We start from the raw sequence: 17,679 nt of genomic DNA, 5'->3' as shown, positions 1-17,679 counted from the left end.
TGCCGTTACTCCCCCAGAACGATCTGGAGGCTGAGACCGTCGTCGCTCTGCGCCGCGCCCGCCACGAAGGCTGACTGGAATTGGTCGTGGACGGACGGTGCCGGATCGGCCACGGCGGCCCCGCCGCTCAGGACCGCCCCGGCGGCGAGGCCGCGCAGGATGACGACAGCGGCCCGCCGGGCGCGTGTGCTCCCGGTGTCCTTCTCCGATTCTCTCTGTGACAACCTTCTCACCTTTCGTTAGCGGCGCCGACGGCGCCGTGAGCGTCCAACCGTGCCTGCAGGAGTGCGGCGTCGGGGTGGCCGAGCTCCTCCAAGATCGTGCGGGCCTGCTGCCATCGGCTCCGGGCCCGGTCGAGGCGGCCGGCTGCCTCCTGGGTGTCGCCGAGGCGCTGCAGGGTGATCGCCACCTCGTAGCGGTCGCCGAGCTCACCCCACCGGGCGAGCGCCTGCGCATAGGAGTTCAGTGCCTCGTCGTAGTGACCGAGGTGGTGGTGGGCGTTGCCGAGGATGGCCCAGGTGTCGGCCTGGCCGGGCCAGTTGCCCTCGCGGTGCAGGCGCAGCGCGTCGTGACAGTGGCGCATCGCCGCGTCGTGGTCGCCGAGCCGGCTGTAGTACCAGCCGACCCAGCTCAGCGCGTCGGCCTTGCCCATCCGGTCGCCGGCGTCGTGGAACTGGCACAGGGCACGGGTGGCCCGCCGCAGGGCCTGTTCGTACTCGCCCCGGTGTTCCAGTCCGCGGGCGATGTCGAGCAGCAGCCGGCCCTGGCGGGACCCGTCACCGAGCTGGTCGTACAGCTGGAGCGCGCGCCCGGCGTGGGTGTCGGCCTCGGCGATCAGGCCCAGGTGACGGCAGGCGATGTTGAGCAGCTGATGGGCCTGCGCCACGCCGGCCCGGTCGCCCAGCTGGCGGCTGGCGAGCAGGGCCGCCCGCAGGCACCGGGCCCAGCTGTGGAACTGACCCTGGTAGTTGAGGAACGCGGTGACCGTCCAGGTGAGAAGGCTGGTGTACGCGGTGAATCCGGCCCCGGTGGCGTGGGCGATAGCGTTCAGCAGCACCGGTTGCTCGGCGGTGAACCAGGCCAGCGCCTCGTCCGGGGAGGCGAAGGCGAGCACCGTGGCGGCCGGACCGGGAGGACCGACGATGATCGGCGTCCGGTACGGATACAGGGTGCGGTCGGCGGCATGCGCGGAGTGCAGGTAGTGGTCGAGCAGCCGCTCGGTCGCCGCCTGCCGCTCGGTCGCCGACTCCTCCTCCTCGACCTGTTCGGCCGCGTACGCCCGCAGGAGGTCGTGGAAGGCGAAGCGGCCGGGGGTGTGCTCCTCGAGCATGTGGGCGCCGGACAGTTCGGCCAGCATCCGGCGGGCCTGTCGCGCCGGGACCCCGGCGAGGCTGGCCGCGGCCGGCGCGGTGATGTCCGGTCCCGGGTGCAGCCCGAGCAGCCGGAACAGCCGGGCCGCCGGGTCGCTGAGCTGGTGGTACGACCAGGACAGGACGGCCCGCGCGTCGGTGCTCTCGGTCTCGCCGATGAACGCGTCCAGCACGTCGGCGCGGGCCGGGCGCAGCTCCGCCGCCAGCGCGGACAGCCGGTACTGCGGGTGCGGTGCGGCCCTGGAGGCGACCAGGGCCAGCGCCAGCGGGAGCCGGGCGCAGGCCGCGACCACCGCGGCCGCCGCCTGCGGCTCGGTGGCCACCCGCTCGGGACCGATCCGGCGGCTCAGCAGTTCCGCTGCCTCCTCGGCGGTCGGCAGGTCCACGGTCACCGGGACCGCGCCGGCCGCGACCAGGCCGGCGAGCCGGCTGCGGCTGGTCACCACGACCATGCAGCCGGGCGTCCCGGGCAGCAGCGGGTGCACCTGCTCGGTGTTGCGGGCGTTGTCCAGCACCAGCAGCAGGCGCCGGCCGGCGAGCAGGCTCCGGTAGCGGGCGGCCAACTCGTCGACCGTGCCCGCGATCTGCTGCGCACCGACCCCCAGCGCGTCGAGGAAGCCGCGCAGCACCTCGCCCGGTCGGGCGAGCGACCCGGACGGTTCGAAACCGTGCAGGTTCACGTACAGCTGGCCGTCCGGGAACCGGTCGCTGATCCGGTGCGCCCACTGCACGGCCAGTGAGGTCTTGCCGACACCGGCGGTGCCGGTGATGGCCGCGATCATCACGCTCTGCCCGCTGGCGGCCAGGGCGTCGAGGCGGTCCAGCTCGGCCCGGCGACCGACGAACTCGGGCAGCCCGTGGGGCAGCTGAGCCGGTCGGGGTGCCGGCTGGGCCGGGCGGAGGGGGAGCTGGTCCGGTCGGGGGGAGACCGGCGCGGGCGCCGGCGGCGGCCACGGCCCGGGGGCCAGCAGGTCCGGATCGCCGTTGAGGATCCGCTTGTGCAGCGCCTGCAGTTCCGCCGCGGGCTCCACGCCGAGCTCGGAGCGCAGGTGGTCGCGGGCCGCGCGGAAGGCGGCGAGCGCTTCGCCCTGCCGTCCCTGCTGGTACAGCGCCCGCATGAGCAAGGCCCGCAGCCGTTCCCGCAGGGGGTGCTCGGCCACCAGGCGGCCGGCCTCCTCGGCCAGGTCACGGCGATCGCCCAGAGCCAGGTCGATCTCGATGCGCTCCTCCAGCGCGCTGATCCGCCGCTCGGCCAGGCGGTTGCGCTCGGCGTCCAGCAACGGGCTCGACAAGCCGTTGAGAGCGGGGCCGCGCCACAGCTCGAGGGCGGCGTGCAGCGATCGGGACGCCGCTTTCAGGTCACCCTCCGCGACGGCGGCCCGGGCGCGGGCCACCCCGCGGTCGAACTCCTCGAGGTCGAGTGCGCCGTGCGGCAACGACAGGAGATATCCGGCGTCGGTCCAGGACAGCACCTGCGACGGGTGGTGGCCGGGCCGCACCGGTTCCAGCACGCGGCGCAGACCGGACACGTACTTCTGGACGAGATTCACCGCGTACGCCGGGGTGGACTCGCCCCAGACCGCCTCGATCAGCTCGGCGCGGCCGGTCGGCCGGTTCGCACTCAGGGCAAGCACGGCGAGCACCACCTGCTGGCGCAACGGACCGAGGCTGACCTGCTCGTCGTCGCGCCAGCCGAGCAGCGGCCCGAGGACCTGGAGACGGACCCGTGGCCCGTGGCAGCCTCTCACCGCAGCCGGCCGTCAGTCATGGGGAGCCCTCCACCGCGAGAACCTGAGACAGACCACTTGGCCACCGTCCCCGATGGCAGCTTGGATTGTAAAGCGATGGACGTCTAAGTCCAGGGGTCCATCTTCGACAATATCCGACAGTATGGAAAGGACTTCGTCGACATTATGTCTACATCAGACTTCCCGCCCTGGTGTGGATCTCGGCAACTCAGCTGAGCTGGGACATCGGCCGGATACGCGGTGGGATCTGTGCGTTTCGTGGATCGTCTGCGGGCAATGTCTGGTGTAAAGGATGTAACCAATGACTGACCGGTATCGTTGCCGGAAAGGGCCGACCGGTCGTGGACAACAATGCGGCAATGCGGTAAGGCGTTGATTGTCGCCGGGGGCCCGGCCGGACGGGAATGACGGCGCAGTCCGCCCGGACCGGTGGCGTTTCGTGGATCGGCGGCGCGTCCGGTACGACGGGGCGTGTGCTCAGCGTGCGCCCAGTTCGCCGGCCACGGCCTGAGCCTCGTCCCGGGTCAGTCGGGTGGCGATCGTCGCGGTGCCGGCGGTCAAGCGATCCTCGATCATCGGATCGCTGAGCATCCGGGAGCCCAGAACGACGGCGAGCTGGTTGCGGGGCCGCGGCAGGACGCTCAGGCGCCCGGACAGGTCGGTGAACCGGGCGGCGTCCTCGCTCCCGAAGGTCACCGTCACCGTCCAGCCGTTTCCCTGCGCGCTGTCGTCGTCCACCCGCACCTGCTCCAGTTGCCGCGCGGTGAGCCCGCCGTCGGCCGACACCCGTACGCATTCACTGCCGTCGGCACTGGTGTACCGCGTCGTGCTGTCCGGAAGACCCGGCTCGCACGGCCCCGGCAGGACGTCCCGGACCATGTAGAGGCTCAGCGGTGTCCGGGCCGCCCCCGGCTTGGCCAGGTGGTCGTCCCGCGACCAGGGGTGGGCCAGCAGTGCCGCCGCTCCGATCGCCACCGCGACCGCGGCACCCGCCCCGACCCACACCCGGGCCGGCCACCGTCGCGCGGCGCCCGCCGCACCCGGGCGGGCCCGGGATTTCTCGCGCCCCGGCCGCACCCGGGCGGTGCGTTGCGCGACCAGCAGCCCCACCACGCCGATGATGCTCAGCGGTCCGGCCACCAGCCCGAGCCACGGGAGCTTGCCGATCAGGCCGGCCGCGGTCCCCGCGGCGCCGATGAGCACCATCGCTCGCCACACCGGGAGACTGCCACCACTTCTCGACTGCGCCATGCGTCCTCCTTGTCGTCGGCTTTCCCGCCAACCCGCGGCCACGCCTACGCCAGCAGGGCGGCCAGGCGGTGCACGGCGGGGTTGGTGGAGTTGGTCTGGTAGGCCAGGGCGGTGTCCACGGTGGGGACCGGCGCGGCGAACCGGCGCAGGCGTACCCCCGGCATGGTCAGCGCCCGGGCGCGGCCCGCCGGCACCGCGGCGATCACCGTGCCCCCGGCCACGGCCCGGAGTAGTTGTTCGTCGTCCGGCTCGTGGTGAGCCAGGCGGAAGCCGCCGTGCGGCCAGACCTGCGCGATGATCCGGTCGTACATTCCCGGGCCGTTGTCGCGTGGCCACATCACCGCGGGCTCCTCCACGATGTCGCTGCGCTGGACGCGCCGGCACGCGGCCAGGCGATGCCGCTGCGGCACGGCCAGCAGCAGTTCCTCGCTGTCGACGTGCCGGCAGGTCAGCGACGGCTCCTCGATCGGCGGGCGGACGAACGCCGCGTCGTAGCGCCCGGCGAGCAGACCCGCCACGTTCGGCGCGGTCCACGCCGTCTCCGCGACGATCTCGACCTGCGGGTACCTCTCCCGGAACCGGGCGATGAGGGCATCGACCCGGCCGCCGCGCGCCGAGCGGGTGTACGCCAGCCGCAGGCGACCGTCGAAACCGCCGGCGGCCGCCCTGATCCGGGCGGCACCCGCGTCCACCTCGGCCAGCAGGCGTTGCGCCTCGGCGGCGACGATCCGGCCCACCTCGGTCAGGGTGCAACCGCGGGCGTCGCGTCGCACCAGTTCGGCGCCGAGCTGGCGTTCCAGCGCCCGGACCTGCTGGCTCAGCGCCGGCTGGGTCAGGTGCAGGCGGGCGGCGGCCCGGGTGAAGTGCAGCTCCTCCGCGAGGACCCGGAACGACCGCAGCCGGTCCAGGTCAACTCCGGTCATCCGCTCGTCAGCCATGCGCCGACCTTATCCGCGCAGGTGAATCGCCGTGATAGCCGTTTCTTATGGGCAATGCGGCACCGGTTATTGGCCTGCCGGCGCGCGCCCCGCACACGATGCGTCAATGACAGACGTGACGGTTCTGGGCGGCGGGATCATCGGCATGACAGCGGCGATCCGGCTGCAGCAACGCGGGGCACGGGTGACAGTCGTGTGCGCCGCCGGCACGCTGGAGACGGTGTCGGCGGTCGCCGCGGCGGTCTGGTACCCGACCCACACCGATCCGGAGCCGCGGGTGCGGCGGTGGGTGGAGCGAAGCTACGCCGAATTCCTGGGTCAGGCCGAGGCGGGCGTTCCGGGCGTACTGCTGCGACGTACGCGGATGCTGGTCCGCGCGGATCCGCCCTGGTGGGCGCCGCCGGGCACGACCACCACGGCGCACGATCTGCGCTTCACCGCACCACTGACCGAGATGGACAGGTACCTGCCGTGGTTGCACGACCGGATCGTCGCGTCCGGTGGCCGCTTCGTCCGGCGCCGCGTCGAGGACCCGGCGGAGCTCCTCGACCGGTCGGCGGCGGTGGTCAACGCGACCGGCCTGGCCGCGCCGGATCCCGACCTCTACCCGGTACGCGGCCAACTCGTCCTGGTGACCAATCCCGGACTCGACGAGTCGATACGCGACGAGGACAACCCCGCGGGCATCACGTACGTCCACCCGCGTCGCCGTGACACGGTCCTCGGCGGCACCTTCGAACCGGATCGCACCGACCTGGAGCCCGACCCGCGGCAACGCGCGGCGATCATCGACCGGTGCACCGCCCTGGTACCGGAACTACGCGGCGCGCGGGTGCTCGGGGATCGGGTCGGGCTGCGTCCCGCCCGCCGCGGCGGGCCGCGGGTCGAGGCGGTCGACGGTCCGGACGGGCGGATCGTGCACGCCTACGGACACGGCGGCGCCGGCATGACCATGTCGTGGGGCTGCGCCGACGAGGTCGCCGACCTGGTCCTCGGCTGACCGGCGCGCGGCCGGGAAGCGGTGAGCTGGCCCCCTGCCGGTCGGGGCGGCGCGATAGCATCTCGCGCCCGACACGATTTCACTATGCAGAGGCGTTCATGAGCATCGCAATTCCGTCCAGCCTGGTGCAGAACGGCACCGGCATACCCGACGTCTGCTCGCGGCACGGCCAGCCCGCCGCGCTGCGCAAGCCGGTCAAGTTCTGGTCCAAGCCGCCTGTCTGGTCGTACTTCCTGATCGCCTTCGGGGCGCTGCCGTTCCTGATCGTGACGCTGGTGATCCGCAAGGAGGTGCGGGCGGAGGCCTGGCCGTTCTGCCCGGAGTGCGCCAAGCTGCACAAGAATCGGCTGATCATCGGGATCGGCCTGATGCTCCTGTTCCCGCTCAGCATCGCCGTCGGGGGTTCGTTCGGGGACGCGGGCCCGGTGCTGATCCTGGTGGCGCTCGTGCTCGCCTTCATCGGCCTGATCCTGCAGAGCCGCGGCACCTACCGGGTGCTGCCGTGGGGCTTCACGTCCCGGGACGGCTCCACCGTCGACTTCCCGAAGGCGCATCCGCAGTTCGTGGCGGCCGCGCAGGCCGCCTACGCGCAGGCCGCGCAGCAGTACGCCGCGTGGCAGGCGAGCCAGCAGGGCGGGCACGGCCAGCTGCCGGCCCCGTACCAGGCGCCGCAGATGTGACAAGCCGGGGACCTGGATCGGCAGTCGATCCAGGTCCCCGGCGTGCGGGTATCGCTAGAGCCGTTCCACCCCGGCCCCGGCGAGGGTGCCGCGAGTGTCCAGGATCCGCCGCGACTTGTCGGCGATGTCCGCCGGCGTGTAGCTGCCGTGCGTCTGCAGGAGCACGACCAGGTCGGCGCCGGCCAGCGCCGCGTCCAGGTCGGCCACCCGGGTGAGCACCTCGTCGCCCGGCTGCCAGACCGGCACGTACGGGTCGTGGTACGACACCCGCGCGCCGCGGCTCAGCAGCTGCCGGGCGAGCGGCTCGGCCGGCGACTGACGCTGGTCGGCGATGTCCGCCTTGTAGGTGACGCCGAGCAACAGCACCTCGGCGCCGCGCAGCGGCTTGGAGTCCTCGTTCAGCAGCTCCTGAACGCGCTGGACGACGTACGCCGGCATGCTGTTGTTGATCTCCTGGGCCAGCTCCACGAACCGGAACGGATAGCCCAGCTTCGCCCGGACCTGGTAGGACAGGTAGTTCGGGTCGATCGGGATGCAGTGCCCGCCGACACCGGGGCCGGGGTAGAACGCCTGGAAACCGAACGGCTTCGTGGACGCGCACCGGATGACGTCCCAGAGGTCGATGTCGAGCTCCCGGCAGAACTGGGCCATCTCGTTGACCAGCGCGATGTTGATGTGCCGGTACGTGTTCTCCAGCAGCTTGGCCATCTCGGCCTCCCGGGAACCGCGGGCCGTCACCACCGAGTCCACGAACTTGCCGTAGAAGGCCGCGGCGACGGTGGTCGACGCCTCGTCCACACCACCGACCACCTTGGGGGTGTTGCGGATGCCGAACTCGGTGTTGCCGGGGTCGACGCGCTCCGGGCTGAAGGCCAGGTAGAAGTCCTCACCGACCCGGAGCCCGCCGGCCTGCAGGAGGGGCAGCACCTCCTCCTCGGTCGTCCCCGGGTAGGTGGTGGACTCGAGGATCACCAGCATCCCCGGGCGCAGGTGGGCGGCGACGGTGGCGACGGCCGAGCGGACGGCGCTCAGGTCCGGGCCGCCGTCCGCGCTCAGCGGCGTCGGCACGCAGATCACCACCGTGTGCGCCTCGGCGATGACGGCGGGGTCGGTGGTGGCGCGGAAACCGGCGCCCAGCATCCGGCTGACGTCCTCGTCGGACAGGTCACCCACGTGGGAGCGCCCGTCGTTGAGACCGTCCACGACGCGAGCCGACAGGTCGAGCCCGGCCACTGCCAGGGACACCCGGCAGGCTTCCTGGGCCAGCGGGAGTCCGACGTATCCGAGACCGACGACGACAAGGTCCAAGGACATGGTTGTTCCTTTTCTGGTTCTGGAACGGTGGGGGGACGTCGCTACTTCGCGAGGAGCGTGTAGTCGTCGGTGATCAGGGTGCCCTTGCCGTTGATCGCCAGGCCGAAGCTGATGGCGGTGGCGCCGGCGGGCAGTGGCGGCGTGACGTAGTTGGCGAGGTTCCACACCGAACTCGGCGCGTACGTCGGGCTGGAGGCCCAGTAGGTCCAGGTGCCCGCGGCGTTGCGGTAGTAGGTGGCGATGCTGACCTTGGTCGGGGTCGTGCCGGTGAACGCCCAGGCGCCCTTGTACCAGACCCATGCCGAGTACCGGATGCCCGGCGTGGCCGGTGCGACGCAGGTGGCCGCCTCGGAGGCGCGCTGGCTGGGGACGAGCTTGCGGTCACCGGCCGTCCAACCGGTCACGTCGACCCGTTCGGCGACGACTCCGGTGTGCGCGTCGGCGGTGGTCGACCAGGTCGCCACGTTGTTCGCCAGGTCCGCCCCGGACTGCTGGAAGCAGGCCGGCTCGGAGGTCGCCGAGGTGCTCCGCAGTTGTTCGAGCGAGGCGTTCTTGACCAGGTTGCCGGTGGCCGGCGGGGGAGAGGCCTGCGGCGGCACCACACCGCCTGTCGCGTCGTCGCGGATCGTCGACGTCGAGCACAGGTGGTGCTCGTTCATGTAGTCGACGATCGGCTGCAGCGCGGCGATGGCGTTCCGGGTCGTGTCGTACTCGCCGTCGTGCATGACGACTATCGACTCGTTCCTGATCCCCGGGTAGGAGTTGCCGTTGGCGGTGTAGCCGTTGGTGACGTTCGCGGCGATCTGCGTCGCGGAGATCCCGGTCCAGTCCCGCGAGTCGACGATGTTGCCGCCCGGTGTGCCCCACGGCATGACGATGCGGTAACCGCGGTGTTCGGCGATGTTGTCGGCCCAGGCGTTGATGTCGCCGTACGGCGGCCGGTACAGGGTCGGCTTGGGTGCGCCGGCCGCGACGATGGCCGCCGACGCGGCGTCCAGCTCGTTGATGATCTGGGCCTCGGTCAGCGGATCCGATCCGGTGGACGCCCCGGTCCACGACGAGTGGTCGAACGCGTGGCTCTGGATCGAGAACCCGCCGGCCACCGCGCCGGCCACGATGGCCGCGTTGGCCGGGTCGCTGGTGAGCTTGGACCCGAGGACGAAGAAGACGCCCTTGAGATTCAGCCCGGTCAAGGTGTTCAGGACCGCCGGGGTGTTGGTGTCCGGGCCGTCGTCGAAGGTGAAGGTGACATAGCCCGCGGAACAGTCGTTGGCGATCGGGCGGAAGTCGTCGGCCCGGGCCGCGGCCGGGGCGATGCCGAGCCCGGCGAAGAGGAGCGACGCGGCCGCCAGTCCGCCGAGGCGTCGGCTTTTTCGGGAGTGCAAGGTAGCGGTTCCTTTCGGGGTCGGCGTGACGGGGAACGCGCTACCGTGCCGGCGGAAGTTCCCGGGTCTGCCAGCGGTTGTCGAACAGCTTGCCGAGCGCCAGGTAGCGGGTGGGAAGCAGCAGGATCACGTTCAGCAGGATGGCCGCCGGTGTGCCGAGGAAGAAGAGGCGGGTCCGCTCCTTGCGGGACAGTCCGGGCCGGCCCATCAGGTACAGCGCCGCCAGGGAGTAGCGGACCACGACGTACGCGCAGACGTAGGCCAGCAGGGTGACTGGGTGGCTCGCGTACCGGGTGCCGAAGCTGGTCACCGTGGCCAGCACGATGTACAGCGTCATCAGCGGGGTGATCAGCAGCTGGAGGATGCCGTACAGCGGGCTGAGCAGCTGGCGGCCGTCGAGGTACTTGAAGACGTACGGCAGCATCCACCACCAGGACCGCGCCCACCGCAGCCGCTGCTTGTACGTGCCGCGCAGGGTGTCCGGCATGTCGGTCTCGACGAGGGCCTCGGCCACCGCGACGACCTGTCCCCGGCGCAACCCGCGCAGGGCCAGCCACCTGTCGTCGCCGGTGCCGCACTCCACCGCGTAGGCGTCCAGGTGGTCGTAGAGCAGCTCGCTGCGGTACAGCGCCAGCGCGCCCGAGGTGGTCTCCAGGGCGCCGAGCATGGACCGCGAGGCGCGCATCATCACGCAGGACGTGCCGATGTCCATGTCGGCGGCCATGCTCACCCAGGAGGACGTGTGGTTCCGGATGTAGATCATGCCGGTCGCGGCCTGGACGCGCGGATCCGACATCGCGCGCAGCAGCTGCTCACACGCGTCCGGGTGCGGCTCGGAGTCGGAGTCCACAGTCAGCACGAACGTGAAGTCGTCCCGGTTGAAGCTGCGCAGCACGCTGACCTGCGCTCCCCGCTTGCCGGTGTTCTCCTGCCGGCGCCACTCGACCCGCGGATCGTCGACACTCGGCACCACCGGCACCTGGGAGCCGTCGTCGATGACGACGATCCGCACCGGGACGGTCTGCCGCAGCAGCGCGAGCACCGTCTTGCGCAGGCCCTCGGGATCCTCGTTGTAGGCGGGGACGATGCACAGCACGCGACCCGGCGCCGGCGGGAGGTGCAGGTAGCGGCGACCCTTGCTGAACGCCACGACACAGGCCGCGACGATGAACGCGCCGAGGCACCAGTAGCCGATCATCGCGAGATCGCTGGTCTGTTCGAGGACCAGCACTGTCACGGCGGCGAGCACGACGACCACGAAGATCGAAACCAGCCACTGGCGGGTGGCCAGCGACGCCGGCCGTGCCGGGCGCGCGGCGTGGTGGCGGTCGGCGCGGCGCGGCGCCGCCTCGACGAGGGTGTCCTGGTCCGGACCGGAGGTGAGCAGGCTCATCTCAGGTGTCCTCCGGACCCAGCCCGAAACCGCGGGCGACGAACCGGTAGGTGAAAACGGCCAGGAAAAGGAGCAGGAAGCAGGCGATGACAATCTTCCCGATGCCGGTTTCCCCGGGCATGCCGAGATGCTGTCCGAGCATGTGAATGTGCTTTCTGGTCTTACCGCGGCAGGCGGTAGATCGGAGAACCGCGGCCGCGCGCGACGAAGGCGCGAACTCGCAGTGACGCAGCGCTCGCGTGGGCAGCGGAGTCCGCGGTCGCGAGGCGAAAAGGAAGGGACGGCTGCGGGTCGTTACCCGTCGAGTTCTCTGCGAGAACGACGCGCCGTGCGGAAGATGACCTTCATGTCCGTACTCCTCGATGGGCATCTCGACCAGTGGTCGAGAATCCTTCGGGGCCGGTTTCGCCTCTAGCTCCCTGCCGGACCGAGGGCGACCAGATGCCCGGCAGATCATTGCTTCCCGGCAGCCAAGATCGGCTGCTGAGAACAGCTAAGTCGGTGGCGATGAATTCTGCTATCCACCGTTTGGTCCGTGATGCACCGGCCGGCCTGCCCTTCGCCGACGGCCATGCTCAACCGGCGTGGCCGTCCGGTGGAGCCGTCGCTCACTCTCCGGTGTCCATGACATGACTGACGGGCACGGCCGACGGGTTCACTGTGGCGAGGGTGGAGGGTTTCGCCACGCGCTGGTTGACCTGCGTCGTGGTTCTTCTCGGATTCGCGCCGGCCCCGTTCACCCGGCCGGCGTCCTCCCTCGACGTCCCGGCCGCGGCGGCCGCACCGTTTGCCGGTGCGCGAGCGACACCGGCGCAGGCGCTACCCGGCCGCCGGACCCGGGTCGACCTGACCGTCCGCGAGACGAAAGAGGAGTGGGTGATATCGACCTGCGCGGTGCGCTTCGACGGGCAGGACGCGGTGGAATGCGTCGCCATCGACGGCCGGTCCGCCTCGGTGTCGGTCGACGTGCCGGAGAGCGGTGAACTGCACTGGGAGATGACCTTCACCCGCGGTGGCATCGCCACGGTGAAGCCTCCCGCCGTCCTCCGGGTGGAGCCCCCGGCCCCGGAGTCCGGCATCGTGCCGTTCACCGTCCTGCGGGTCGACGGGACCACCGATCCCGGGATCGCCGAGCCGGGCCGGCCCCTCGACGTCACCCTCGCGGTCAACGACGCCGCCGTGGGCCTCACCGACTGCCATGCCACCTTCGCCGGGGTGACCGGGGAGTGCGCCCCGGAGGCCGCCACCACCAGGACCGTCCGGATCGTGGTGCCGCAGGACGCCCCGCGGGGCCGGCAGCTGACTCTGACGTGGACCTTCACCCTGCGACGCGACGGTGAGGACTTCGACAAGGGCGACGGGCACCTGCGGGTCTGGGTGGCGGTGGCGCCACCGAGGTTCGACGTGACGCCCTCGACGGCGCAACCCGGCCTGCCGCTGGTCGTCACCTTCCGCAGCGGCACCACCGGCGTCACCGTCGACACCTGCGCCCTCACCTATCGCGGCGCGGCCGGGTGCGGCGCCGGGCACACCGCGGTGCTCATCGTCCCGGCCACCGCGCGGGTCGGCGGCATCCTGCGGATCCCGTGGACCCTCACCTACCGGAGCACCCGGCCCAACGAGAAGCCGGGCTCCGCCGCGGGCACGCTCGACGTCGAGGTGGTGGCGGTACCGGTGCACTTCACGGTGACCGCCCAGCCCGGCAGCGGCTACCCGGGTGACGAGGTGACACTGACGATCGGCCCGGCGGTTCCGGGCGTCACCATCGTCAGATGCCTGGGGTTCTTCCCGAACCAGCCCGGTGACACCTGCCAGGCCACCGACGAACGCTGGCTCGTCCACACCGTGGTGCCGGACGGGACACCGGCCGGCGCCACCCTGCTGCGCTGGGGTGTCGCCTCGGTGAACGAGGCCGGCGAACCCCTCGTCGACGACGGTGACCTGCCGTTCGAGGTCCTGCGCAAGACGGGAACGACGAAGTCGCCCACCGTGGCCCCGGCCACCACACCGCCCATCCTGCCCAGCCTGCCCGTCCGGGACCCGTCGCCGGCCGGGAAGGGTGGGGCGCCGCGGCCGGAGTTCGTGGCCCGCACCGAACCGGAGGTCGCCAAGCCCGGCCAGGCGGTGCGCGTCACGATCACCGCCGTCACTCCCGGGACGACCGTCACCGGCTGCCGGGCCGCCTTCGACGGGGGGAGGATCGCGCGATGCGACGGCGTCGGCGGCCGGTGGACAGCGATGCTGCGGGTGCCGAGGAGCGCCGAGCCCGGCGACCTGCCGCTGCTCTGGGACGTGACTTCCGGGGCGGGGGCCGGGCAGGGCACCATCGCGTACCGGGTGCTGGACCGCGAGCGGGCCGATCCGCAGTTCGGTGCGGCGGTGGAGCCGGCCTCGGTCCGGCCCGGCCAGCACGTCCGTGTCACGCACCGGTCCTACGCCGGCGGGCCCGCGATAACCGGCTGCAACGCCGGCATCGCGCCCGGCGGGGTGCTGGCCGCGTGCACCAGGACCCCGCGGGGCTGGGTCACCGACGTCGTGGTGCCCGAGGGGGCGCCGCGCGGCATCGCGACCCTGCTCTGGCAGGTGACCTATGCCGGGCAGGCCGGCCCCGGCACGGCGGACGGCCGGACCGGCATCGGTGTGCTGGCCGCCGAGGAGGAGCACGAATCCTGGTGGCAGAAGCTCTGGCGAATGGTCTGGAAGAGCGGTGCCGTAGCGCTCGTCGGGGTGGTCCTGATCGGCGGGCGGACCGTGCTCCGCCGGTGGTCCGGGCGGACCCGCCGGGACGCCGGGAGCACCTCGCTGCCGGCCGGCGTCGCGGTGGTCGCCGTCCTGCCGGCCGGGCCGGTCGCGGTGTCGCCCGGCAACCCGGGGGCCGCCCCGCGCCGGGTCGTCCGGCTGGTCGTACGGCACCCGCCGCCCGCCGTCCACGACCTTATGGAGCCACCATGACCGGACCCACGGGCCCGTCGGTCCGAGCCCTGTTCTTCGACAGCCCCGGCGACGCCGTCACCGCCCTGGCCGAGGCCGTGCGCACCGGCGCGGCCGCCGGCGAGATCCGCGACGGTCTCGGCCGGATGCCGGCGGCCGGCAAGGACGCGGTGCTCGCCGAGGTCGGCAGGGTCGCTGACGGGATTTTGGACATGGGCGTGGCCGACATGGTCGAGCAGGGCTGGAACCGGTACACCGCACTGGTCGACGCGGCCACCCGCAGCCTGGCCAACCCCGGCGGCCGGGAACTGGTGGAGATGGCGACGCACACCGCTACCGTCGACTACCGGCCGAGCGTGGAGGTGCATCTGGCCGACCTGCCGGTCGCCGCCGTCGGCATGCGCGCGCTGCTCGAGTTCACCCTGCGCGGGCTGGTCGGCGTGGTGGCCGACGGCGCGCTCACCGCGATCCGGGCCGGGACCTGGGAGTGCACCGGCACGCTGGAACTGGCCGGTCAGGTGATCGCGAACCGCAAGGGCGAGGTGACCATGCCGGCCGAGATCCGCTTCCGCCGGCCGATCCCGCTGCGCTGACCGGCTGCCTCAGTGCCAGACCAGGCCGCCGTGGCGCAACTGGCCGGCCATCAGGGCGAACAGCACCAGCAGGTCGGCCGCGCCGAGCGCGATGCCGATCAGGCCAGCGTTGCGGCTGGGGGTGCCGTGGCCGTGCCGGCGGGCGGTGACGGCGCCGAGGGCGATGGCTGTCGGGCCGAGAACGATGTTGAAGAAGAACAGGCCGGCCACGCCCAGGGCCAGCGCACCCACGGCACGGTCGTCGAGGCTGCCGACGCGTTTGACGAAGTTCATGACGATCCCTCCCGGGTCAGCGCCGCCGGGCGAGCGCGGCGGCCCGCCGGGTGACGAGGAGAACGGTGGCGGCCAGCAGCACGCCGACCGCGACGAGCATCGGCTGCCCGGTGAGCAGGGCCGGGCCGACGAACAGGGCGATCAGCGCGAGAGCGGCCATCAGGGCGGCCATCTGCGACCCCCTTTCAGTTGACAACTGTTTACTGAATCCACCATAGGCTTACGCCAACTCAGTGCACAGGTGTTTACTGAGTGACATGAGCCACCGCCATTCGACGCCGCCCGACCGGATCACCCGGCCGGAGCAGAAGGCACGCACCAGACAGGCCCTGCTCGACGCGGTGCTCGGCCTGATGGAGGATCGGAGCCTGAGCAGCATCGGCCTGCGCGAGATCACCCGTGCGGTGGGCGTCACCCCGGCCGCCTTCTACCGGCATTTCCCGGATGTCGACAGCCTCGGTGTGGCCCTGGTCGACGAGTCCCTCGGCAGCCTGCGAGCCACCATCCGGACGGTCCGGGACGGGCTCAGCTCCAGCGACGAGGTGATCACCAGGTCGATCGGCGTCCTCGCCCGGCAGGTGCACGACCATCGGGAGCACTTCCGGTTCGTCGCCCGGGAACGCCACGGCGGCGTCCCGGCCGTCCGCGCCGCGATCGCCGAGCAGCTCGACCTGTTCGCCGCCGACCTGGCCGCCGACCTGGCCGCCGACAAGCTGCGCGGCGGCCCGCGCTTCGACCGGTGGATCGCCGCCGACCTGCGGATGGTCACCAGCCTGATGGTCAACCACATGGTGTGGACCGCCGCGGCGCTGCTCGACGCCCCGCCGGACGACGCCGACGCCGCGGCCCGGGTGATCGACGCCGCGGGGCGTCAGCTGCGGCTCATCGTGCTCGGCGCCCGGCAGTGGGCCACGGCCTAGATCAGGTCGTCGGCCCGGTCGCGGGCGCGGTCGCGCAGCTCCAGGAAGCGTTCGGTGGAGTTCCACGGGGCGGTGCGGACGAAGTCGTCGCCGATCAGGTCGTAGACGGCGCAGGCTTCCCGGTAGTAGCGGCCCATCGTGAGGCCGTAGGCGAAGTGGTTCCAGACCTGCGGGGTCGCCCGCGACCGCTGGTAGTCGTCGTGCCAGAACGAGTTGTGCGCGGCGGCGTAGATCTCGCCGGCCACCTCGTTGCGCCGCAGATAACCGGCACCACCGGCGGACCGGCGATGTTCCAGGTGCGCCTTCGCGACGAGGAGCGGGATGTCGGTGCCGGGACAGGCGGCGGCCCTGGTCCGGGCGAAGTCGAACATCGCCTCGGTGCTGCCGCTCCACTTCGGCATCAGGTTCTCGAGCATCTGCTCGTGCCCGTAGAAGTGCGTCGGGTCGATCGCGATCAGCCGGTCGAACCGGCGCCACTGCTCGGCCAGTGGCAGCTGTCGGGCCCGGCCGAGAATCACCAGGTAGTGCCAGGCCTCGGCGCAGTCCGGGGCACGGTCGACCACCTTGTCGAGGCAGTTCTCGGCCAGCTTGAGCCGATCGAACCAGATCTTCCACTGGTCCTGGCCGACCGTTTCGGAGCCGCCGTTGCCGCGCGCCTCCCAGGCCCAGGAGATGGCGCGGGCGCCGTAGACCAGCCGCGGCAGGGTGGCGTCCGGCTCGGCGCGGACCACGTCGGGAATCCACTCCTCCAGGCCCTGATGATGCGACAGCCACCTCAGCCGGAACATCAGGCGTTCCGGATCGGAGGCGGTGAGGATGTCCCGGACCGCCGGCCAGTCACGGTTGCCGAGTGCGAGTTCGAGCCGGTCGGGGCCCTCGGCGTACGGCGAACTGTCTTGTTGCTTCTTGAAAGGCCACATGACTGATCAGCGATTCTTCTCGGTGTAGGCGCGGGTACGGGCGAAGAACGTGACGGTGCCCCAGGGTTCCCTGGTGATCCAGTCGTCGCCGATCGACTCGAAGAGGCTCCAGGCCGGCTCGTGGAAGTCGCCCCAGGCGAACGCGCAGGCGAAGTGGTTCCAGACGATCGGCGTCAGCAGCGAGATCCGGTAGTCGTCGTGCCAGAACGAAGCCTGCGCCGCCTCCCAGACCTCGTCCATCACGGCCGCCGGTTCCCAGTACTCCATGTCCTCCGAGCGATCCGGATCGTCCGGCTCGGCGAGGTACGCCCGATGCTCGATCTCCTCCTGGTGGGCCAGCACGATCAGGGCGGCCAGGTGCGTGCCGGGGAACGCCGCGGCGCGCGTACGGGCGAACTCGAACATCGCCTCCGAGCTGCCGCCCCACCGTGGGGACAGGGCGAGAAGCATCTGCTGGTGGCCGAACCAGTGGTCCGGCTCGATCTCGATCAGCCGCTGGAACCGCCGCCGGCGCTCCTGCTCGGGCAGCTCCAGGGCGCGGCTGAGGGCGATCGACCAGGTCCACGCGTCGGCCCGGCCGGGATCCCGACGGAGCACCTCCTCGACGCACTCCTCGGCCCGCCGCACCAGCCGGGACCAGAGTTCCGTCCCGGCGGCGCTCATCGTGCTGGCGAGGCCGTCCCGGCGCAGCTGCCAGGCCGAGGTCAGCAGGCCGGCGCCCCGCAGCAGGAGCGGCAGCACCGAGTCCGGGGTGTCGGTGACCCAGCGCTCCACACCGACAGTGGCCGCGGCGACCGCGAAGTAGTAGGAGCGATGCTCGGGATCGGTCGCCTCGAGGATCCCGCGGGCGGCCGGCCAGTCCTGGGCCCGCAGCGCGCGGCGCAGGCGCTCGGCGTCCTCGTCGAGGAAGCGACAGAACTCCGGAACGTCACTCTTCTTCTTGATCGACCACACGGCCGCAGA

Annotated in this window: 16 protein-coding genes; 5 read left to right on the top strand and 11 right to left on the bottom strand. The window is 71.8% G+C overall.

What is annotated here, in order from left to right; genetic code table 11:
* Positions 1–5: 5 nt before the first annotated feature.
* From Actob_RS35285 to Actob_RS35270, 4 genes are all read right to left on the bottom strand, one after another.
* Positions 6–224 carry a hypothetical protein gene (locus Actob_RS35285; protein ID WP_284916258.1) on the bottom strand — a complete coding sequence of 73 codons (219 nt, stop codon included), beginning with the start codon at positions 222–224 and terminating at the stop codon, positions 6–8.
* Positions 225–229: 5 nt separating this feature from the next.
* A complete protein-coding gene (locus tag Actob_RS35280) occupies positions 230–3,118 on the bottom strand; it encodes an AfsR/SARP family transcriptional regulator (protein ID WP_284916257.1) in 2,889 nt (962 codons plus the stop codon).
* A 477-nt stretch (positions 3,119–3,595) separates the two neighbouring features.
* The gene (locus Actob_RS35275; protein WP_284916256.1) at positions 3,596–4,369 is read right to left on the bottom strand and encodes a SecDF P1 head subdomain-containing protein; all 774 of its coding nucleotides are present in this window, start codon (positions 4,367–4,369) and stop codon (positions 3,596–3,598) included.
* Positions 4,370–4,413: 44 nt separating this feature from the next.
* The gene (locus Actob_RS35270) at positions 4,414–5,307 is read right to left on the bottom strand and encodes a LysR family transcriptional regulator (RefSeq protein ID WP_284916255.1); all 894 of its coding nucleotides are present in this window, start codon (positions 5,305–5,307) and stop codon (positions 4,414–4,416) included.
* Between the two features lie 106 nt (positions 5,308–5,413).
* Here Actob_RS35270 and Actob_RS35265 point away from each other — a divergent pair, with 106 nt between their 5' ends.
* On the top strand, positions 5,414–6,307 hold the full coding sequence (locus tag Actob_RS35265) for an FAD-dependent oxidoreductase (RefSeq protein ID WP_284916254.1): 894 nt from the start codon (positions 5,414–5,416) through the stop codon (positions 6,305–6,307).
* 98 nt (positions 6,308–6,405) lie between these two features.
* Entirely contained in the window at positions 6,406–6,987 is a 582-nt protein-coding gene (locus tag Actob_RS35260; RefSeq protein ID WP_284916253.1) for a hypothetical protein, read from the top strand.
* A 54-nt stretch (positions 6,988–7,041) separates the two neighbouring features.
* On the opposite strand, the gene Actob_RS35255 is transcribed toward Actob_RS35260, so the two are convergent.
* The 3 genes from Actob_RS35255 to Actob_RS35245 are packed head-to-tail and all read right to left on the bottom strand — an operon-like array spanning position 7,042 to position 11,079.
* A complete protein-coding gene (locus Actob_RS35255) occupies positions 7,042–8,301 on the bottom strand; it encodes a nucleotide sugar dehydrogenase (RefSeq protein ID WP_284916252.1) in 1,260 nt (419 codons plus the stop codon).
* A gap of 41 nt (positions 8,302–8,342) precedes the next feature.
* A complete protein-coding gene (locus Actob_RS35250; RefSeq protein ID WP_284916251.1) occupies positions 8,343–9,686 on the bottom strand; it encodes a polysaccharide deacetylase family protein in 1,344 nt (447 codons plus the stop codon).
* A 40-nt stretch (positions 9,687–9,726) separates the two neighbouring features.
* The gene (locus tag Actob_RS35245; RefSeq protein ID WP_284916250.1) at positions 9,727–11,079 is read right to left on the bottom strand and encodes a glycosyltransferase family 2 protein; all 1,353 of its coding nucleotides are present in this window, start codon (positions 11,077–11,079) and stop codon (positions 9,727–9,729) included.
* Positions 11,080–11,748: 669 nt separating this feature from the next.
* Between Actob_RS35245 and Actob_RS35240 the strand changes: the two genes are divergently transcribed.
* Both Actob_RS35240 and Actob_RS35235 read left to right on the top strand, forming a co-directional pair.
* Complete coding sequence (locus tag Actob_RS35240; RefSeq protein ID WP_284916248.1) at positions 11,749–14,031, top strand: hypothetical protein; 2,283 nt, start codon at positions 11,749–11,751, stop codon at positions 14,029–14,031.
* The gene (locus tag Actob_RS35235) at positions 14,028–14,603 is read left to right on the top strand and encodes a hypothetical protein (protein ID WP_284916247.1); all 576 of its coding nucleotides are present in this window, start codon (positions 14,028–14,030) and stop codon (positions 14,601–14,603) included. The genes Actob_RS35240 and Actob_RS35235 overlap by 4 nt, the downstream gene beginning before the upstream one ends.
* Before the next feature lie 9 nt (positions 14,604–14,612).
* Here the strand turns inward: Actob_RS35235 and Actob_RS35230 are convergent, their stop codons facing one another.
* Positions 14,613–14,876, bottom strand: coding sequence for a hypothetical protein (locus Actob_RS35230; RefSeq protein WP_284916246.1), 264 nt, complete (start codon positions 14,874–14,876; stop codon positions 14,613–14,615).
* Between the two features lie 16 nt (positions 14,877–14,892).
* Positions 14,893–15,048: a hypothetical protein gene (locus Actob_RS35225; protein WP_284916245.1), complete on the bottom strand. Its 156-nt coding sequence runs from the start codon at positions 15,046–15,048 to the stop codon at positions 14,893–14,895.
* A gap of 85 nt (positions 15,049–15,133) precedes the next feature.
* Here Actob_RS35225 and Actob_RS35220 point away from each other — a divergent pair, with 85 nt between their 5' ends.
* A complete protein-coding gene (locus tag Actob_RS35220) occupies positions 15,134–15,796 on the top strand; it encodes a TetR family transcriptional regulator (RefSeq protein ID WP_284916244.1) in 663 nt (220 codons plus the stop codon).
* Here Actob_RS35220 and Actob_RS35215 read toward each other — a convergent pair.
* Together Actob_RS35215 and Actob_RS35210 are read right to left on the bottom strand one after the other, a co-directional pair.
* The gene (locus Actob_RS35215) at positions 15,793–16,716 is read right to left on the bottom strand and encodes a tetratricopeptide repeat protein (protein WP_284916243.1); all 924 of its coding nucleotides are present in this window, start codon (positions 16,714–16,716) and stop codon (positions 15,793–15,795) included. The genes Actob_RS35220 and Actob_RS35215 overlap by 4 nt on opposite strands.
* 6 nt (positions 16,717–16,722) lie before the next feature.
* Positions 16,723–17,670: a hypothetical protein gene (locus Actob_RS35210; RefSeq protein WP_284916242.1), complete on the bottom strand. Its 948-nt coding sequence runs from the start codon at positions 17,668–17,670 to the stop codon at positions 16,723–16,725.
* Positions 17,671–17,679 lie beyond the last annotated feature (9 nt).

The organism is Actinoplanes oblitus, from assembly GCF_030252345.1.
In the GTDB taxonomy this organism is placed as follows: domain Bacteria; phylum Actinomycetota; class Actinomycetes; order Mycobacteriales; family Micromonosporaceae; genus Actinoplanes; species Actinoplanes oblitus.
The sequence above is the reverse complement of the archived record's forward strand: the minus strand, read 5'-3'. Positions and strand labels throughout refer to the sequence as shown.

Bases quoted from the DNA above. Each gene is read 5' to 3' on its own strand.
- Actob_RS35270 (WP_284916255.1), bottom strand. From the start codon at position 5,307: ATGGCTGACGAGCGGATGACCGGAGTTGACCTGGACCGGCTGCGGTCG.
- Actob_RS35275 (WP_284916256.1), bottom strand. From the start codon at position 4,369: ATGGCGCAGTCGAGAAGTGGTGGCAGTCTCCCGGTGTGGCGAGCGATG.
- Actob_RS35230 (WP_284916246.1), bottom strand. From the start codon at position 14,876: ATGAACTTCGTCAAACGCGTCGGCAGCCTCGACGACCGTGCCGTGGGT.
- Actob_RS35245 (WP_284916250.1), bottom strand. From the start codon at position 11,079: ATGAGCCTGCTCACCTCCGGTCCGGACCAGGACACCCTCGTCGAGGCG.
- Actob_RS35265 (WP_284916254.1), top strand. From the start codon at position 5,414: ATGACAGACGTGACGGTTCTGGGCGGCGGGATCATCGGCATGACAGCG.
- Actob_RS35260 (WP_284916253.1), top strand. From the start codon at position 6,406: ATGAGCATCGCAATTCCGTCCAGCCTGGTGCAGAACGGCACCGGCATA.
- Actob_RS35235 (WP_284916247.1), top strand. From the start codon at position 14,028: ATGACCGGACCCACGGGCCCGTCGGTCCGAGCCCTGTTCTTCGACAGC.
- Actob_RS35255 (WP_284916252.1), bottom strand. From the start codon at position 8,301: ATGTCCTTGGACCTTGTCGTCGTCGGTCTCGGATACGTCGGACTCCCG.
- Actob_RS35215 (WP_284916243.1), bottom strand. From the start codon at position 16,716: ATGTGGCCTTTCAAGAAGCAACAAGACAGTTCGCCGTACGCCGAGGGC.
- Actob_RS35225 (WP_284916245.1), bottom strand. From the start codon at position 15,048: ATGGCCGCCCTGATGGCCGCTCTCGCGCTGATCGCCCTGTTCGTCGGC.
- Actob_RS35220 (WP_284916244.1), top strand. From the start codon at position 15,134: ATGAGCCACCGCCATTCGACGCCGCCCGACCGGATCACCCGGCCGGAG.